Annotated in this window: 13 protein-coding genes and 1 pseudogene; 13 read left to right on the forward strand and 1 reads right to left on the reverse strand. The window is 61.5% G+C overall.

The features are described from left to right. Position 1 precedes the first annotated feature (1 nt). The 5 genes from ACTGJ9_RS16920 (at position 2) to ACTGJ9_RS16940 (ending at position 8451) form a co-directional block, all read left to right on the forward strand. Positions 2–1531, forward strand: a complete 1530-nt coding sequence (locus ACTGJ9_RS16920; protein WP_219679306.1) for an acyl-CoA carboxylase subunit beta — start codon at positions 2–4, stop codon at positions 1529–1531. Between the two features lie 8 nt (positions 1532–1539). Next, positions 1540–3555, forward strand: a complete 2016-nt coding sequence (locus ACTGJ9_RS16925; protein ID WP_456677969.1) for an acetyl-CoA carboxylase biotin carboxylase subunit — start codon at positions 1540–1542, stop codon at positions 3553–3555. 110 nt (positions 3556–3665) lie between these two features. Then, positions 3666–5543, forward strand: a complete 1878-nt coding sequence (locus ACTGJ9_RS16930; protein WP_456677970.1) for a methylmalonyl-CoA mutase family protein — start codon at positions 3666–3668, stop codon at positions 5541–5543. Between the two features lie 34 nt (positions 5544–5577). Then, on the forward strand, positions 5578–7752 hold the full coding sequence (gene scpA / locus ACTGJ9_RS16935; protein WP_456678554.1) for a methylmalonyl-CoA mutase: 2175 nt from the start codon (positions 5578–5580) through the stop codon (positions 7750–7752). Between the two features lie 123 nt (positions 7753–7875). Then, complete coding sequence (locus ACTGJ9_RS16940) at positions 7876–8451, forward strand: FAD-dependent oxidoreductase (protein ID WP_456677971.1); 576 nt, start codon at positions 7876–7878, stop codon at positions 8449–8451. 879 nt (positions 8452–9330) lie between these two features. On the opposite strand, the gene ACTGJ9_RS16945 is transcribed toward ACTGJ9_RS16940, so the two are convergent. Continuing rightward, positions 9331–9801 carry a MarR family winged helix-turn-helix transcriptional regulator gene (locus ACTGJ9_RS16945; RefSeq protein WP_038944656.1) on the reverse strand — a complete coding sequence of 157 codons (471 nt, stop codon included), beginning with the start codon at positions 9799–9801 and terminating at the stop codon, positions 9331–9333. A 517-nt stretch (positions 9802–10318) separates the two neighbouring features. Here ACTGJ9_RS16945 and ACTGJ9_RS16950 point away from each other — a divergent pair. The 8 genes and pseudogenes from ACTGJ9_RS16950 (at position 10319) to ACTGJ9_RS16985 (ending at position 18216) form a co-directional block, all read left to right on the forward strand. Next, positions 10319–12481 (forward strand): annotated as a pseudogene (locus ACTGJ9_RS16950) (xanthine dehydrogenase family protein molybdopterin-binding subunit). A 4-nt stretch (positions 12482–12485) separates the two neighbouring features. Continuing rightward, positions 12486–12935, forward strand: a complete 450-nt coding sequence (locus ACTGJ9_RS16955) for a CoxG family protein (RefSeq protein WP_007594424.1) — start codon at positions 12486–12488, stop codon at positions 12933–12935. A gap of 2 nt (positions 12936–12937) precedes the next feature. Then, the gene (locus tag ACTGJ9_RS16960; protein ID WP_456677972.1) at positions 12938–13807 is read left to right on the forward strand and encodes an FAD binding domain-containing protein; all 870 of its coding nucleotides are present in this window, start codon (positions 12938–12940) and stop codon (positions 13805–13807) included. A gap of 1 nt (position 13808) precedes the next feature. Continuing rightward, complete coding sequence (locus tag ACTGJ9_RS16965; protein WP_038950124.1) at positions 13809–14297, forward strand: (2Fe-2S)-binding protein; 489 nt, start codon at positions 13809–13811, stop codon at positions 14295–14297. A 37-nt stretch (positions 14298–14334) separates the two neighbouring features. Next, positions 14335–15546, forward strand: a complete 1212-nt coding sequence (locus tag ACTGJ9_RS16970) for an FAD-dependent monooxygenase (protein ID WP_456677973.1) — start codon at positions 14335–14337, stop codon at positions 15544–15546. A 63-nt stretch (positions 15547–15609) separates the two neighbouring features. After that, positions 15610–16296, forward strand: a complete 687-nt coding sequence (locus ACTGJ9_RS16975; protein WP_283017173.1) for an isochorismatase family protein — start codon at positions 15610–15612, stop codon at positions 16294–16296. Next, positions 16293–17183 (forward strand): alpha/beta fold hydrolase, encoded by an 891-nt coding sequence (locus ACTGJ9_RS16980; protein WP_456677974.1) that lies wholly within the window; start codon positions 16293–16295, stop codon positions 17181–17183. Before ACTGJ9_RS16975 ends, ACTGJ9_RS16980 begins: the two co-directional genes overlap by 4 nt. 115 nt (positions 17184–17298) lie before the next feature. Further along, positions 17299–18216, forward strand: coding sequence for a leucyl aminopeptidase (locus tag ACTGJ9_RS16985; protein ID WP_456677975.1), 918 nt, complete (start codon positions 17299–17301; stop codon positions 18214–18216). The last annotated feature ends 111 nt before the right edge of the window (positions 18217–18327 follow it).

An 18327-nucleotide genomic window follows, 5' to 3' on the forward strand; every position in this document is an offset into this window, starting at 1 on the left:
GATGTCCGTTATCGAGGCCCTTGAACAACGTCGCGCCGGCGCCAAGCTCGGCGGCGGCGAGAAGCGCATCGACGCGCAGCATGCGCGCGGCCGCCTCACCGCGCGGGAGCGGATCGATCTGCTGCTCGACAAGCATTCGTTCGAGGAGATGGACATGTTCGTCCAGCACCGCTCGACCGAATTCGGGATGGAGAAGACCAAGATTCCGGGAGACGGCGTGGTCACCGGCTGGGGCACCGTCAACGGCCGCAAAACCTTTGTCTTCGCCAAAGACTTCACGGTGTTCGGCGGTTCGCTGTCGGAGACCCACGCTCTGAAAATTACAAAATTGCAGGACATGGCGATGAAGGCGCGCGCGCCCATCATCGGCCTCTACGACGCGGGCGGCGCCCGCATCCAGGAAGGTGTGGCCGCGCTCGCCGGCTATTCCTACGTGTTCCGCCGCAACGTGCTCGCCTCGGGCGTGATCCCGCAGATATCGGCGATCATGGGCCCCTGTGCCGGCGGCGACGTCTATTCGCCAGCGATGACCGACTTCATCTTCATGGTGAAGAATACCAGTTACATGTTCGTCACCGGCCCCGACGTCGTGAAGACCGTGACCAACGAGGTGGTTACGGCGGAAGAACTCGGCGGCGCCTCGGTGCACGCCACGCGCTCCTCGATCGCGGACGGTGCGTTCGAGAACGACGTCGAGACGCTGTTGCAGATGCGGCGGCTGATCGACTTCCTGCCGTCCAACAACACAGACGGCGTGCCGGAATGGCCGAGCTTCGACGACATCGAGCGGGTCGACATGTCCCTGGACACGTTGATCCCCGACAATCCGAACAAGCCCTACGACATGAAGGAGCTGATCCTGAAAGTCGTGGACGAAGGCGATTTCTTCGAGATCGCGGAGAGCTTTGCCAAGAACATCGTCACGGGTTTCGGCCGTATCGCCGGCCGCACCGTCGGCTTCGTCGCCAACCAGCCGATGGTGCTGGCCGGCGTGCTCGACAGCGACGCATCGCGCAAGGCGGCGCGCTTCGTTCGTTTCTGCGACGCCTTCAACATCCCGATCGTGACCTTCGTCGACGTGCCGGGCTTCCTGCCGGGCACCGCGCAGGAATATGGCGGCCTGATCAAGCACGGCGCGAAACTCCTGTTCGCCTATTCGCAATGCACCGTGCCGCTCGTGACCATCATCACGCGCAAGGCCTATGGCGGCGCCTTCGACGTCATGGCCTCCAAGGAGATCGGCGCCGACATGAACTACGCCTGGCCGACCGCGCAGATCGCGGTGATGGGTGCCAAGGGTGCGGTCGAGATCATCTTCCGCAGCGACATCGGCGACCCCGACAAGATCGCGGCCCGCACCAAGGAATACGAAGATCGCTTCCTGTCACCCTTCATCGCCGCCGAGCGCGGCTATATCGACGATGTCATCATGCCGCATGCAACGAGGCGCCGCATCGCACGGGCGCTGGCCATGCTGGGTGACAAGAAGATGGAAATTCCGGCCAAGAAGCACGACAACATTCCGTTGTAGGAAGAGCTGTGTTCAAGAAGATTCTGATCGCCAATCGCGGCGAAATCGCCTGCCGGGTCATCAAGACCGCTCGCCGCATGGGAATTCAGACGGTTGCAGTCTATTCCGAGGCCGACCGCGACGCTCTCCATGTCGAGATGGCCGACGAGGCCGTGCTGATCGGGCCGCCCGCCGCGGCCGAGAGCTATCTGGTGATCGAGAAGATCGTCGAGGCCTGCCGCAAGACGGGCGCCGAGGCCGTGCATCCCGGTTACGGCTTCCTGTCCGAGCGTGAGGCGTTTCCGCGCGCGCTGGAAGCCGCCGGCATCGTCTTCATCGGCCCGAACCCCGGCGCGATCGCCGCAATGGGCGACAAGATCGAATCCAAGAAGGCGGCTGCGAAAGCCAAGGTCTCGACCGTGCCGGGCTATCTCGGCGTGATCGAGGACGACAAGCACGCGGTCAAGATCTCCGACGAGATCGGCTATCCCGTGATGATCAAGGCCTCCGCCGGCGGTGGCGGCAAGGGCATGCGCATCGCGCATTCCAAAGCCGAAGTGTCCGAGGGCTTCAATCTCGCCAAGGCCGAGGCCAAGGCCTCGTTCGGCGACGACCGCGTCTTCGTCGAAAAGTTCATCGTCAATCCCCGCCACATCGAGATCCAGGTGCTGGGCGACAAGCACGGCAACGTCATCTATCTCGGCGAGCGCGAATGCTCGATCCAGCGCCGCAACCAGAAGGTCATCGAGGAGGCGCCGTCGCCGCTGCTCGACGAAGCCACCCGCCGCAAGATGGGTGAGCAGGCCGTCGCGCTCGCCAAGGCCGTGAACTACGATTCCGCCGGTACCGTCGAATTCGTCGCGGGGCAGGACAAGAGCTTCTTCTTCCTGGAGATGAACACCCGCCTTCAGGTCGAGCATCCCGTCACCGAGCTTGTGACCGGCGTTGACCTCGTCGAGCAGATGCTCCGCGTCGCCGCCGGCGAGAAGCTCGCGATGACGCAGAAGGACGTCACGCTGACCGGCTGGGCGGTGGAATCGCGCCTCTATGCCGAAGATCCGTTCCGCGGCTTCCTGCCCTCGATCGGGCGTCTGGTGAAATACCGTCCGCCGGCAGAAGTCAGCAAGGACGGCATCACCGTGCGCAACGACACCGGCGTGCAGGAAGGCGGCGAGATCTCGATCCATTACGATCCGATGATCGCAAAGCTGGTCACGCATGCGCCCTCGCGCGCGGCCGCCATCGAGGCGCAGGCCGTCGCGCTGGATTCGTTCTACGTCGACGGCATCCGTCACAACATCCCGTTCCTGTCCGCGCTGATGCACCATCCGCGCTGGCGCGAGGGCAATCTGTCGACCGGCTTCATCGCCGAGGAATTCCCCAAGGGTTTTGCGGTGCGCGTGCCCGAAGGCGAGGTCGCGCGTCGGATCGCCGCGGTCGGCGCTGCCGTCGACCACGTGTTAGGGGAGCGCAAGCGGCAGATCTCGGGCCAGATGGGCGGTCGCATCGTGCAACGCGAGCGCCGCCGCGCGGTCTGGCTCGACCGCCAGGAGATTCTGCTCGAGGTCGCGCGCGAAGGCGAGGCGATCGCGGTGCGCTTCGTCGATGCCGAGGGCAAGGCCGGCAACGCGCATCTGCTGCAGTCCGCATGGAAGCCGGGCGATCCGGTCTGGCAAGGTACCATCGACGGCCATGTCGTTGCGGTGCAGACACGCCCGATCGCCAACGGCATCCGCGTCGCGCATCAGGGCGTCGAGGTGCCGGTCTATGTCTGGACGGAAGCGGAAGCGGCATCGGCGAAGCTGATGCCGGTGGCGACGGCCGCCGACACCGGCAAGAAGCTGCTTTGTCCGATGCCCGGGCTCATCGTCTCGATCGCCGTGACGGAAGGCCAGGAGGTCAAGGCCGGCGAGACGCTGGCTGTAGTCGAGGCCATGAAGATGCAGAACGTGCTCCGCGCCGAGCAGGACGGCACCGTGAAGAAGATCCACGCCAGTGCCGGTGCGACGCTCGCGGTCGACGCGCTGATTTTGGAGTTTTCCTGAATACCGCAAGAGGCGACCTGAGATGGGCAGCCTGACTGCAGGAATTCCGGTTACTTCCAGGCAGAAGTCATGTTGGGCAGCTCGGCGTCACTTGGGATTAGGTGGACTTGATGAAAACCGAACGGTTGGCATTGGCATCGGGCTTTGCGCCTGCTTCACGCCAAGACTGGCACAAGCTGGTTGATGGCGTGCTAAAGGGAGCGCCGTTCGAAAAGCTGATTGGTAGGACGTACGACGACTTGAGAATCGAGCCGATTTATCTCCGCGCGAAAGATATTGCACTAGTCGACGGGCGGGCACCCGCGGCGCCTTGGCAGATCATGCAGCGCATCGATCATCCAGACGCGGTGACGGCCAATAGGCAGGCCCTTCACGATCTGGAGAATGGGGCGACGGGCCTGGCGCTCGTCTTTGCCGGCGCCAACAGCAGCCGCGGGTTCGGTCTCGATCAAACGGCAGGTACCGTCGCCAAAGCTTTAAAGGACGTCCACCTTGATGCCGGCATCGGGATTGAACTCCAAATTGGTACAGACGGGCGTAAGACCGCGATCCATGTTGCGGAATATGTGAAGTCGGTCGGTCTCGATCCTGCCGTCTGCGACATTCGATTTGGGCTCGATCCGCTGGGCGCGTGCGCCCTAAGCGGACGTAGTCCATACACTTGGGAAGAAATCGCACGGAACGTTGCCAGCACGATCAAAGGGCTTGTAACGCTGGGGTTCAAGGGGCCGTTTGCCGCGAGCGACGGGCGTATCGTTCATGACGCCGGCGGCTCAGAAGTGCAGGAGCTTGCCTTTGTGCTCGCCTGCGGCGTGGCATATCTGCACGCTATGGAGGCAGCGCGCATTCCGCTGGATCAAGCGCGAAGTATGATCTATGCGCGACTCACTGCTGACGCCGACCAGTTTTTGACTATGGCTAAATTCCGCGCGTTGCGACTCCTCTGGGCGCGCATCGGATCGGTGTGCGGTGTGGCGCCGAGGCCGCTGTTCATTGCGGCTGACACGTCCTGGCGCATGTTGACCCGGCGCGATCCCTACGTAAACATGTTGCGCGCTACCTTGGCTACATTCTCTGCGGGAATCGCCGGTGCCAATGCGATCACAGTCCTGCCGCACACGTTGGCGCTCGGCCTTCCAGACTCGTTTGCCCGGCGCGTGGCCCGCAACACGCAGCTTCTGCTGCTGGAGGAAAGCAATCTTGCCAAGGTTAGCGATCCTGCCGCAGGTGCTGGCGGCATTGAGGCGCTAACAACGGAGCTTTGCGACGCGGCCTGGAGGAGTTTTCAAGAGACTGAAAATGCGGGCGGCATTTTTGCCGCTCTACAGCAAGGAACGCTTCAGGCGAAGATCACAGCTACACGCACAGCGCGCTGTGCAAATCTCGCGAAACGCAGCGACCCGCTGACCGGAGTGAGCGAGTTCGCAAACCTTGGCGAAGGCGCAGCGGCGGTACTAAGCGTAAGACCGATGGCTCTTCCGCCTAGCTTTGATCAGAAATTCGTATTCGACCCACTGCCGCCGATCCGGCTTGCGGAACCGTTCGAATCGCTCCGCGATAAGTCCGATGCGATATTGAAGCTACTCGGCGCGCGGCCGCGAGTGTTTCTTGCTAATCTCGGCACACCGACCGACTTTACGGCCCGCGCGACATTCGCCAAGAGCTTCTTCGAAGCGGGAGGAATTGAGGCTATCGACGGCGCCGGCTTCGCCGACCCAGCCGAGCTTGCCCTCGCATTCACGGGCTCTGGTGCCGAACTTGCTTGCCTTTGCTCCAGCGATAAGATCTATGCGGAGTGCGCCGAAATCTCCGCCCACGCGCTTCAGCAAGTCGGAGCTAGGCACATCTATTTGGCGGGACTTCCCTCTCTATCCGAGCCCGCGTTTCGGCGGGCTGGCATCTGCAGCTTTATTCACGTCAGTTGCGACGCCTTGGCAACGCTAAATGCCGCTTACAACCGGATCCAAAACCCGAAGGTTTCTGGATAATCGACAATCGAACGCGAACACTCAGATGTCATCCATCAGCGTTATCCCGAATTTTGCAAGTATTGCTTTCGAAAGGTGCTCGGTCGCCGCTTCTTCCGTTTCCGTCGATCCGTGGGTGACTCCGGAGGGCATTCCGGTCAAGTCGGCATACGGAGAAGCAGATATCGCCGGGCTCGATTTCCTTGAGACCTGGCCAGGCATCGCGCCGTTCCTGCGCGGTCCCTACCCGACCATGTATGTCAACCAGCCCTGGACGGTCCGGCAATATGCCGGCTTCTCCACGGCGGAGGATTCCAACGCGTTCTACCGCCGTAACCTCGCGGCCGGACAGAAGGGCCTCTCGGTCGCCTTCGATCTCGCCACCCACCGCGGCTATGACCTCGATCATCCGCGCGTCGGCGGCGACGTCGGCATGGCCGGCGTCGCCATCGATTCCATCTACGACATGCGCACGCTGTTCGCAGGGATTCCGCTCGACCAGATGAGCGTGTCCATGACCATGAACGGCGCGGTGCTGCCGATCCTGGCGCTCTATGTCGCCGCGGCGAGCGAACAGGGCGTGCCGCCGGAAAAACTGTCGGGCACCATTCAGAACGACATTCTGAAAGAGTTCATGGTGCGCAACACCTATATCTATCCGCCCGCGCCCTCGATGCGGATCATCTCGGACATCTTCGCCTATACCTCGCAGAAGATGCCGAAATACAATTCGATCTCGATCTCCGGCTATCACATGCAGGAGGCCGGCGCGACGCAGGACCTCGAGCTCGCCTATACGCTCGCCGACGGCGTCGAATACTTACGCGCCGGCATTGCCGCGGGTCTCGACGTCGATCGCTTCGCACCACGTCTGTCGTTCTTCTGGGCGATCGGCATGAACTTCTTCATGGAAGTCGCCAAGCTGCGTGCCGCGCGCCTCTTGTGGGCGAAGCTGCTGAAGCCGTTCAATCCGAAGGACCCACGCTCGCTGTCGCTGCGCACGCATAGCCAGACCTCGGGGTGGTCGCTGACCGCGCAGGACGTCTTCAACAACGTGATGCGCACGACGGTCGAGGCGATGGCAGCAACGCAAGGCCATACCCAGTCGCTGCACACCAATGCGCTCGACGAAGCGCTGGCGCTGCCGACTGATTTCTCGGCCCGCATCGCCCGCAATACCCAGCTGTTCCTGCAGCAGGAGAGCGGCACCACCCGCATCATCGATCCCTGGGGCGGCTCGTATTACGTCGAGCGCCTGACAGGCGATCTCGCCGCCAAGGCGTGGGGCCACATCCAGGAGGTCGAGGAGCTCGGCGGCATGGCGAAGGCCATCGAGGCCGGCGTGCCGAAGCTGCGCATCGAGGAGGCCTCGGCCAAGACCCAGGCCCGCATCGATGCCGGCAAGCAGGCGGTGATCGGCGTCAACAAGTACAAGCCGACCGACGAGGCGCCGATCGACATCCTCAAGGTCGACAACACCAATGTGCGGCGCCTGCAGATCGACAAGCTGGCGCGGCTGAAGGCCGAACGCAGCCAGAAGGACGTCGACGCCGCGCTCGCTGCGCTGACGCGCTCGGCCGGCGAAGGCAACGGCAATCTGCTCGCGCTCGCGATCGACGCGGCGCGGGCGAAAGCAACCGTCGGCGAGATTTCGGACGCGATGGAAAAGGTGTTCGGCCGGCACCGCGCCGAGATCAAATCCATCACCGGCGTCTACAAGCGGGAGGCGTCCAGCATGGGCAACCGGGTCGAGAAGGTTCAGGCGCTGATCGACGCCTTCGAGGAGGCCGAGGGCCGCCGTCCGCGCATCCTGGTCGCCAAGATCGGCCAGGACGGCCACGACCGGGGCCAGAAAGTGATTGCGTCCGCGTTCGCCGACATCGGCTTCGACGTCGACATCGGGCCGCTGTTCGCGACCGCCGATGAAGCCGCGCGACAGGCGGTCGAGAACGACGTCCACATCCTCGGCGTCTCCTCGCTCGCTGCCGCCCATCTCACCGCGGTGCCGGAGCTGAAGGCCGCGCTGAAGAAGCAAGGCCGCGAGGACATCATGATCATCATCGGCGGCGTGGTGCCGCCGCAGGACTATGATGAGCTCTACGCCGCCGGTGCCGAAGCCATCTTCCCGCCCGGTACCGTGATCGCAGACGCCGCGGATCAGCTGATCCAGAAGCTCAATGCTCGGCTCGGGCACAGTGAGGCGGCATATAGTAAGCGCCACGGCAGATAGTAACGGCGTATCGGTCCAGATTGAAAGCTCAAAGCCGGGGCGTCGAACGTACGATTTGATCCTGCAGTCCGCAGGCAAAGCGCCTAACAGCGCAAATCTGGGCTTGGAGAAGATTGGTGTAAGATGCGACGCAAAGGTTTCATTGCAGTCAATAGGCAAATGCGGACGAATTTGCCTCATATTTTCGCGATCGGCGATGTCGCGGGTAACCCGATGCTCGCCCATAAGGCGGTTCACGAGGGGCATGTCGCGGCAGAAGCGGCTGCCGGGCTCAAGAGCTTCTTTGACGCGAAGATCGTTCCGAACGTCGCCTACACTGATCCTGAGGTGGCCTGGGTTGGCATCATGGAACATGAAGCGGCCTCCTCGGGCAGGCACGTTAGATCCGCGAAGTTTCCGTGGGCTGCCTCGGGCAGAGCGATCGCCTCGGGCGCATCTTATGGCATGAACAAGCTGATCATCGACCAAGAGACGCACCGCATCATCGGCGGTGTGAACGTTGGCCCGCACGCTGGCGACATGATTGGAGAAATCTGCCTGGCGATCGAGATGGGCGCCGATGCAATTGATCTCAGCAAGACCATCCATCCGCATCCGACGTTCGGAGAGACAATAGGCCTGGCTGGCGAAGTGTATGAAGGTGTTTGCACGGATGTGTTGCCGGGTCCGAAGAGATCGACCAAGCGCGCGAGCCACTAGAAATCCAAAAACCTGAGCCGGCTCAGGTGCCTCGCTGCCGCTCGTTCATAGGGGACCCGAATATGGCGGGGAGTTCTCGCAGGGAAATAAAGGTACCTTTGAGCGTTCAAGAGGAGGAATTTGCCGCGGCATGTCGAGACTTCGTTCTGGAGACGAAACCTGATCTCGCGGCATCCATCGTCATTGTAGACAACCAGCTCAGGATTGTGAACGATCCGCATGTTCGGCTCGCGTTTGTAGAACTTGGTCTTGCCAGATTGGTACGAGTTCTACATCTCGCAATCGAGGGCAAGGCGATTGCGCTCAAAAGAGTGCCAAGACTCCTGTTCGACCTGGCGAGCTATAGAAGGAAGATACTCCGCGCGCTAGGTAGGGACGATTGAGGACAGCCCCTCGGGTCACTAGCACGATTCATTCAGCGCGCAGAGTCAAGGAATAGATACTCATCGACGCAACGGGGACCGGCAGTCATCCCTTGGCAGGAGATTCGGATCTCTGAATTGCAAAGGCGGGTACGGCGGTGCGGGCATTGCGAGATCGGAGCCGGGCGATGAAATGAACTACCGGACGCGTGGAGCCTGGTGATCGGGACCTTCCAAGTCTCGCGCGCGCTCTTTGTCGTGCTGTCGAAATCGTACGACCCGTCAAATGCCGGAAACGGTGCGGAGAGATGCCGACTTCAGCACAAAATGCGGTCTGACATGTACGATAGTATTGCTGCTGGAGGTCGTTCGTTGGGTTTCTACGATCGAATTCCGCATTCGGCGTCTGCGAAAGATTTGCGATCTTTCGTTTTCCTCCCTCTACTCGGCCCGGCGCGATCGCCGGGCCCTTTTTCTCGGCTGCTGACGATATCTAGTGCCGCTCGAAGCCGGTTGATCAGCGTCGTATGATCTTCTTCAAGATTTCGGTGAGCGCTCGAAATTCATCTTGGGTCAGCGGAGCGAATGTCTCGCCGGAAATCTCGCCAATAGTTTCAATCGCTGCGTCCGCTATCCGTCTTCCCTTCTCGGTCAAATCTATCTCGCGTCGCCGCGGATCCAGAGGGTCTTTGGAGCTCTTGATGAGGCCGCGAGATTTCAGGCGATTGATAACGCCGGTGATGGTCGCCGAATCATAATGAATTAGCCGTCCTAAGTGGTTTTGCGAGCAAGGGCCTACCTCCTTCAATTTCGCTAGCGTCGAGAATTGGGGCCCCGTTAATTCTTCAATCATCTTAGCGGCAAAGATGGACGTGTGAGTACGGAGCGCGACTCGCAACAAAAAGCCCGGTGCGTCATCCAGCCGGTACGAATCTATAGCTTCTTTCACTTTCCCGGCCGCGCGCGGCTTTGTCTTGGGTTGCACCACTTTTTGCTTCCTTGCCGTAGGTTGCCTCAGTTCAAGAAATACAGGCCTCAAGCTCCGAAGGTCTCCGGTGCCGGCCGATTGTCTACATTTCCCGACCTAGGAAATCCATCTTTGTTCGACTTCATTCTGTTTAATGCGATTTGCTTCGTTGAGAGCCCCGGAAGTGGCTCGCTTCGATGCGTCCGTCGTTCGCATATCGAAATCCGCTCCGCCTAAGAGGCAAACCCATTCTCGCACGCGCTGGGCTAGACCGATTCGCTCCTGGCTTGCCTCCGATCACGGGAAGAGAACATCTAATAACTTGCAAGCAAGTGCAGCACTTGCATACAAGTGATAAATGTTGTAGTGTCCTAAGATTGCTCCCCGGACCTTGGCTACACGCCTTACGGACCGGCGCACCAAAGTACCATCGGATTTGCGTATGTCGGCGATTGACAACATGAGTTCCGTTCGGCCCGACCTGATCGAAAAGGTTACGGGCCGCGCCGAGTACGTTACCGACCTGACGGTTCCGGGGATGCTGCATGGGTTTGTGGTTCGCTCGCCAGCCATTCATGCCCGCATCGCTTCTATCGATTCGAGCGTTGCACGGGCCATGGACGGCGTTGTGGACGTGCTGATCGGCGAAGACGTCGCCTCGTTCGGTAACTGGGGCGTTGTGCTTAAAGACCGGCCGATCATTGCGACCGACCGCGTGAGATATGTGGGCGAACCCGTCGCCGTGGTGATCGCGGAGACAATCGAGATCGCAGAAAACGCCGCAGAACTAGTCGATGTGGGATACGATGACCTTCCGCGCGCAACGACCATCCAGGAAGCCCTGGCGGAAGAAGCGCCGCTCATCCACGAGCGCCATGAAAATCTGGAAGACTTTTATTTCAAGGGCGGCGCCCGGCCGACCCAGAACACCAACATTTTCCACACTTACCGGAACAACGTCGGAGACGTTGACGCGGCGGAGGCGACCGCAGCGTATATCCACGAAGATCGCTTCACCTTCCCGGCCATTTCTCACTTCGCAATGGAGCCGCATGCGGTCATTGCGGATTTCCAGCGGGACTCTCTGACGGTTTGGGCAGGTGCACAAACGCCGACCGCTGTTCAGAAAGTGCTATCGCGCCTCTTCGGGCTGCAACTGGCCAAGGTCCGGGTGATCGTTCCGTTTGTCGGCGGAGGGTTTGGCGGCAAGGCCTCGGTGAAGATTGAGCCTTTGGTCGCCGCTGCTTCGTGGAAGGTGCAACGCCCGGTCCGGATTGCCCAATCCATAGCTGAATCGATGCTCACGTGCAGAAGGTTGGGCGCCGACATCGCGATCTGAACGGCTGTGGACGCCAACGGACGGATCCTCGCCAAGAGCGCCAAACTGCTGCTCGATGGCGGGGCATATTCCGACACAGGCTCGGCCGTCGCCACTAAAGCGGCAAATCGCATCATGGGCCCCTACGCGGTGCCCAATCTGCGTCTTGAGGCCTGCGCGGTCTACACGAACACCGTTCCAGGTGCGGCGTTCCGCTCGATCGGGGGGCCGCAAGCTGTTTGGGCCAAAGAATCGCACATGGATAATGTCGCGGCGGCAATCGGCATGGATCCGTCCGAGTTTCGGTTGCGGAATTTGGCGTCCCGCGGTGAGCGCATCCGCCCCGATTTGCGGGCGCTCGATATGGATATGAGTGAGCTGATGGGCCGAGTGACCCAGTCGTTCGCATCGGAGGTGAAGGCCTCCAACCGGCAGGCGCGCGGATTGGCAGTCGCCGCGACCGATCCGGCCAATACGCCGATTAGTAACGCGATCGTACGTCTCAAGATCGACGGGTCGATCCTCGTTTCGGTCTCCAGCATTGAAGTCGGCCAGGGCGCGCACGCGACCATGGCGCGCATCGCATCGCAGACCTTGAAGCAGCCAGCCTCCGCGGTAACCGTCTTGCGCACCGATACGGCCGTCGCCCCTTACGACTGGGGCACAGGCGCAAGCCGATCGACCGTGGTCGTCGGCCTTTCCGTCGAGAATGCCGCACTCGACGCAGCCGATCAGATACTCGAAATGGTTGCTGATGTTTGGGAGCTTCCCCGGGAGAACCTCTCGCTTGTTGAGGGCGGTGTCACGACCGGATCCGAGGTTCTCACTTTCCACCAGATTTTTCACCGCACGCTGGGTGTCGATTCGGGAGAGGTCATCGGCCGCGGCGCGATTACGCCACGCTCGAAGAAGGGCACCCTGGTTGAGTCCCCTCTGTTCTGGGAGACTTCCGCGGGCCTCGCTGAAATCATTGTCGATGAAGACACCGGCGAGATCCATGTCACCCGATATGCCAGCGCCGCTGACGTCGGCCGCGTGATCAATCGCGTTGCGGCGGAAGGGCAGGACGAGGGGGCTGCAATCATGGGCCTCGGACACGCACTTTATGAAGTGCTGGAGTTCGAGGATGGCCAGCCGGTCAATGCGACGCCGATCGATTATTCGATACCGCGCATCTCCGACGTTCCCCCCGTGTTTGACACCATCCTTGTCGAAAACGGCGACGGTCCCGGTCCAGGCGGCGCCAAGGGAATGGGCGAGGGAGCGATCCTTCCGGTCGCGCCCGCGATCGCCAATGCGCTGTTCTCCGCCTACGGCATTCGGATCACCGAGCTGCCAATGACGCCCGAAAAGGTATGGCGCGCCCTGCAGAAGAGGAACTGAATTCATGGAATTCAATATGTCGATGGTGGTGCCCGCGACGCCGGCGGAGCTTTGGAGCACGCTGATCGACGTCCCTCGCATATCGGGTTGCATCCCCGGCTGCGAAAACGTCGAGGAAATCGAGCGGCTTGCAACCTACAAAGCGACCGTCAAACAGAAGATCGGCCCGTTCAAGGTCGAGGTCCCGGCCGACATCATCGTTGAATCGATAACGGAGCCGTCTCACGTCCGCACGCGCGCCACGGGCCGCGACAAGATCACCGGGACGAGGCTGGCGGTTGTTCTCGACGTGACTGTGACGCCGGAAGGGGCGGGGTCCACATTCGCCGTGGACGCGAAGGTCGACGTGCAAGGTCGGCTCGCGACTATGGGGTTCGGCGTCATCAAGCGTCGCGTCGATCAGAACTTCGAGGAGTTCGAGAAGCGGCTCAAAGAAATGTTGGGCGCGACCTGATCATGCTGCCTTCACCCTTCGCATTCGAGAGGCCTTCGACGATTGCCGGCGCCGTACGTGCGGTCGGAAAGTCCGGTGACGGCATGTTCTACTCCGGCGGAACCGAATTGCTACTGGCGTTGAAGTTGCGCGTCATCCATACGGACCGGCTCATCAACATTAAGGGAATCAACGGACTTGACCGCATTGCTCTGAACGATGCGAATGACATCGAACTCGGTGCGCGCTGTACGCACAACAAGATCGCCAATGATCCTGTTATTCGCGCGCATGTGCCGGCGCTGTCCTCGCTCTGTGCCAACGTTGCGAACATCAGGATCCGCAGCGTTGGAACGATCGGAGGCAATTTGTGCTTCGGAGAGCCCCACGCCGATCCGCTGACTATGCTCGCGGCCTTGGACGCACGGCTGGTGCTTATTGGCCCCAGCGGTACGCGTGTCGTTCACGCTGACGATTTCATCCGAAGTGAGCTGGAAACGGTGCGGGAGCCGGATGAGCTTCTGACAGTCATTGCGTTTTCGCGCCCTACCGGACCGGTGACCTATCGGCGGTTCAAGCATGGTGAGAGGCCCTCGGTGAATGTCGCGATGGCTTGGTCGCTGGGCCCCAGCGGAAGGACGATCAGAAGCGCCCGCGTGCGGGTCGGAGCGCTCGGTTCGCGACCTCAGCCTTTGAAGGCCATCGAAGATGTCCTCCAGGGCATATCCGTCGCTGAAGTCCGCCCGGCGATCGAGGCGGTGCTCCCGACGGCGCTGGGCGAGTTGGAAGTCAACGAGGATCGGCATGGCGGCGCCGAATATAAGCGGCACCTTGCAGGTGTCTTGCTTCTGCGAAACGCGGACGAGGCGATCGCCGCAGCCGGGAGCGCGTGAAATGACACATGTGCTGCCCATTTCGTTCTCGCTGAACGGCCAGGCGATCGCGATCGACGTTCCTGCCCATACGCTATTGATCGACCTGATCCGGGATCGCCTTGGCCTGAAGGGGACGAAGCGCTCCTGTGACATGGAGGTGTGCGGCGCCTGCACCGTTCTGCTCGACGGTGAGCCGATCTCGAGTTGCACCACGCTCGCCGTCGATGTCGATCAGCGGGAGGTCACGACGATCGAGGGCGTAACGCCGCCCGAGGGCCTATCGCGGATTCAGAAGGCGTTCGTGCTTCACGGCGGCCTTCAGTGCGGCTTCTGCACGCCGGGCTTCATTATGGCTGTGACAGCGTTGCTGAAGGCGACGCCGCACCCGACTGACGAAGAAATCCGTCACTACCTGCACGGCAACCTCTGCCGCTGCACCGGATACACCAAGATTTTCGAGGCCGTAAGGAGCCTTGCCGCCGAGCAAGTCTCCGAAGACGCCGCCTAGCCCGTCGCAAGATAGCGCAATCTCGTTTGGAGATATCATGATTCTTGAACAGGTCAGTAAATCGAGTGTCCTCATTGCCGGCGCCGGCATCGGCGGCTTGGCGATGGCGCTTTCGCTGCTTCGTCGCGGCATCGATTGTGACGTATTTGAGCAAGCGTCCGAGTTGCGCGAGGTCGGAGCCGGCCTTTGGATCTCCATGAACGGCGTGCGCGTTCTTCGGGATCTCGGCCTCACCGAACAGGTCGAGCAGAACTGCATCGCGGCCGAGCGACGCTCGATCCGGCTCTGGAACACCGGTGATAGGTGGCCCCTCTACAACCGCAGCTCCGACGCGGCGCGCAATCAGCCCTATCTGCTGCTCCGTGCTCACCTGCTGAAGATCCTCGTCGACGGCGTGCGCGAGTTGAAGCCGGGCGCCATTCATCTGAGCGCCCACGTTGTCGGGTTCAGTCAAGACGACGAAGGGGTTCGGGCCAAGCTTGCTGATGGCTCCGAAGTCGAAGGACGCGCGCTGATCGGCGCTGACGGTGCGCATTCGAAGGTCCGCCTTGGCCTCATCGGCAACATCGAGAGCGAGTACACGAAGGCCATCGCCTGGCGTGGTCTCGTGCCCGTCGACCGCCTTGCGCGGCATCAGCGCGAACCCGAGGTGGCAACCTGGATCGGACCCACCGCTCATGTCACTGCCTATCCGGTCCGTTGGCAGAACACCGTCATGATGACCTTTTCGGGCCAGGTCGACCATGACGACTGGCTCCTCGAATCCTGGTCGGAGAAGGGTTCTGTCGAGGAATGCCTGAAGGACTTCGAGGGCTGGCATCCGGACATCATCGAACTGGTCGGGAATGTGGATACCCTGAACAAGTGGGGACTGTTCGTGCGCCCGTCGCTGGGTACGTGGTCGAAGGGATGCGTCACCCTGCTCGGCGACGCCTGCCATTCGATGCTGCCGTACCTCGGGCAGGGCGTGAACATGGCCCTGGAGGATGCATCCGTCCTCGCCCGTTGCTTCGAGGAGAATCCCGATGACATCGCGGCGGTATTCAAGACGTATCAGGGCCTGCGGCTCGATCGCACCACCAAGGTCGCAAAGTCGGCGGCCGGCATGCTGCCGATCTTTCATAACCAGGCGCTGTGCAAGCCGGAGACAGCGGGTGACTACATCAAGACCCAGTGGGCACCGGACGCGACGGCTGCGCGATACGATTGGATCTACCAGTACGACGCGGCCACCGCGCCGCTTCACTGACATGCTCACGATTGTGACCTCTGGAGCGCAACCGTGACTGGCACCAGGCACCCCTGGGACGACGTGATACCGCTGGACGAGCGCGAAACCTATGCCCTCGCAGGGCTGGGTGGTGCGGCGGGATTCGGCAGACGACCGGCGTTGCTGGTCATCGACGTGCAGTATCGTTCGGTCGGCGACCGGCCGATGCCGATCCGCGACGCGATCAAGCAATACCCCACCAGCTGCGGCGAGGCCGGTTGGCATGCGATCGCACACATCGCCGAATTGGTGCTGCTGTTTCGCGAGAAAGAACGGCCGGTGATTTTCCCGCATGTCGCGCGGAAGGTAGGCCAGGACCAGGGCGCGTTCTCCGCGAAGATCCCGGGTATCATGCGGATCCCGTCCGAGGGCTACGACTTCGTCCGAGAGGTGGCTCCGGAGCCCGGCGAGTTGCTGCTGCCGAAAACTCAGGCAAGCGCGTTCTTCGGCACTCCGCTTGCGACCTATCTGATCGGTGCCGGCGTCGACTCGCTGGTGGTGACGGGCTGCACGACCAGCGGCTGCGTGCGGGCTTCGGTTGTGGATGCGTGCGCGCTGAACTTCAAGTCAATTGTGCCGAGCGATGCGGTCTACGACCGCTCGCCCACGTCTCACGCCGTCAACCTGTTCGATATCGCCAGCAAATACGCGGATGTCATGCCGACGCAGGTCGCCATCGAGCGGCTTCGCGCGCTGTCGGATGACCACACAAAGGATCAGCAGACGTGAGCGGCGCCGCGGCATCCGGATTGCTTTACGGCGCCAATGTGCACGCCAACGGCATTCGGCAGCATTATTTGCGGTTCGGCGGGGCCGGGCCGGAGATCATCATTGTCCCTGGCATCTCGACGACTGCGGCGCAATGGGCCTTCATCGCAGAACGCCTGTGCTCCGGACACGACGTTTTCGTGCTCGATGTCCGCGGTCGCGGCCTTTCCGAAAGCGGCCCGCATCTCAATTATTCGCTCGACGCATGCGCATCCGACCTCATCGGGTTCGCTGAAGCGCTTGGAATGGGCCCTTATACGCTGCTGGGCCACTCGATGGGCGGCCGCATCGGGATCCGCGCCGCGCGTTGGCGGCCATCGTCCATGGACCAACTGATACTAGTCGATCCGCCGGTCTCCGGTCCCGGACGCCGCGCCTATCCGATTCCGGTCGAACCGCTTCTCAAATTGCTTCAAAGCGCGAAGCGCGGAGAAGCCGACGCGGCGCTGCGAAGCCCCTCTGCTCCGTGGTGGCCCGAGCTGCACATCCGCACTCGGGCCGAGTGGATGCATACCTGCGACGAGCGTGCTCTCATCGAGAGCCATAACGGCTTTCATGAAGATGATATCCACCGCGACCTCGCCCATCTCGGCGTTCCCACCGCATTGATCGTCGCCGGGCGGGGAGGGGTCATTCGACCCGAAGATGAAGCGGAAATTCGCGGATTGCTGCCGTCGATCGCGATCAGGACGCTGGAAAGCGCGGGTCACCAAATGCAGATCGACGATACCGAGGGCTTCCTTTCGATCGTCGAAGAGCTTCTAGCGCGACCACGCGATCGGTTCGACGGCCGCGTGTCTACGTTCGGCAAACAGGAGATCAGTGAAGATGTCCCGACAAATCGTTGATGTTGAAATGCTCGAGCTCTTCAAGGCCGAGCTGACACTCTGCAAGGTGAAGAAGGGCGAAGTCGTTGCGGTCCTGAGCGGCGGCGAGGATCAGCAGGAATACGCCCAGGCCTTCATGCTGGCCGCGCAGAGCCTCGGCGCAACGACCTTTCATCTCAACGTGCCCAAATACGGCCAGGGCAAGGTCGCAGGCCTGCAGGGCCGGCATGCGCTCACGGGCAACCAGCCGGCGATCGATACGCTCAAGCGCGTGGACATGGTGATCGATCTCCTGGGGTTGCTGTTCTCTCGCGAGCAAGCCGAAATTCAGGAAACGGGCACGCGCATCTTGCGCGTGATGGAGCCGTTCCACATCCTCAAGAAGATGTTCCCGACCGAAGATCTGCGCCGGCGAACGGAGCTTTCTCGAACCCTCCTCCAGTCGGCCAGCAAAATGCGGATCACGTCGCCCGGCGGAACGGACGTAACTTATGGCCTGAAGCAATACCCGGTCATTTCCGAATACGGATACACGGATGAGCCCGGGCGCTGGGATCATTTCCCGTCAGGCTTTGCCTTCACTCAGGCGACCGATGGCGACGTCAACGGCACGGTCGTGCTGATGCCCGGTGACATCCTCTGCGCGTTCAAGCGTTACATCCAGTCGCCGGTCACGCTGACCGTGAAGGGCGGTTATATCGTCGACCTCAAGGGCGAGGGCACCGACGCGCTCCTCATCAAAAACTATATCGACAGTTTCGGCGATCCGCGCGGCTGGGCGATCTCGCATATCGGCTGGGGATCGAACGAGCGTGCTACCTGGCACCACATCGCGGCCTCCCAGGTAGTCGCGTCGGAGCACATCATGAATGCGCTTTCCTTCTACGGGAACGTCCTGTTCTCGACGGGTCCGAACACGGAACTCGGCGGTACGAATGACACGCCGTGTCATTTGGACATCCCGCTTCGCGGCTGCAGCCTGTGGCTCGACGATATCCACATCCTCGACAAGGGCGACTTTGCTTATCCGGAATTGAGAGCGCCGGGCCGCTAGGCCCCCGCGCATCAAAATCGGTGCCCGGAGCCGCATTTGCGACTCCCAACGACGCGGAAAGCGTTTCGATAACGACCATCAATTGTCCAGTTCTCTCAACGGGAAGCGCAC

Origin of the sequence: Bradyrhizobium sp. RDM12, assembly GCF_051917485.1 — a bacterium.
In the GTDB taxonomy this organism is placed as follows: Bacteria; Pseudomonadota; Alphaproteobacteria; order Rhizobiales; family Xanthobacteraceae; genus Bradyrhizobium.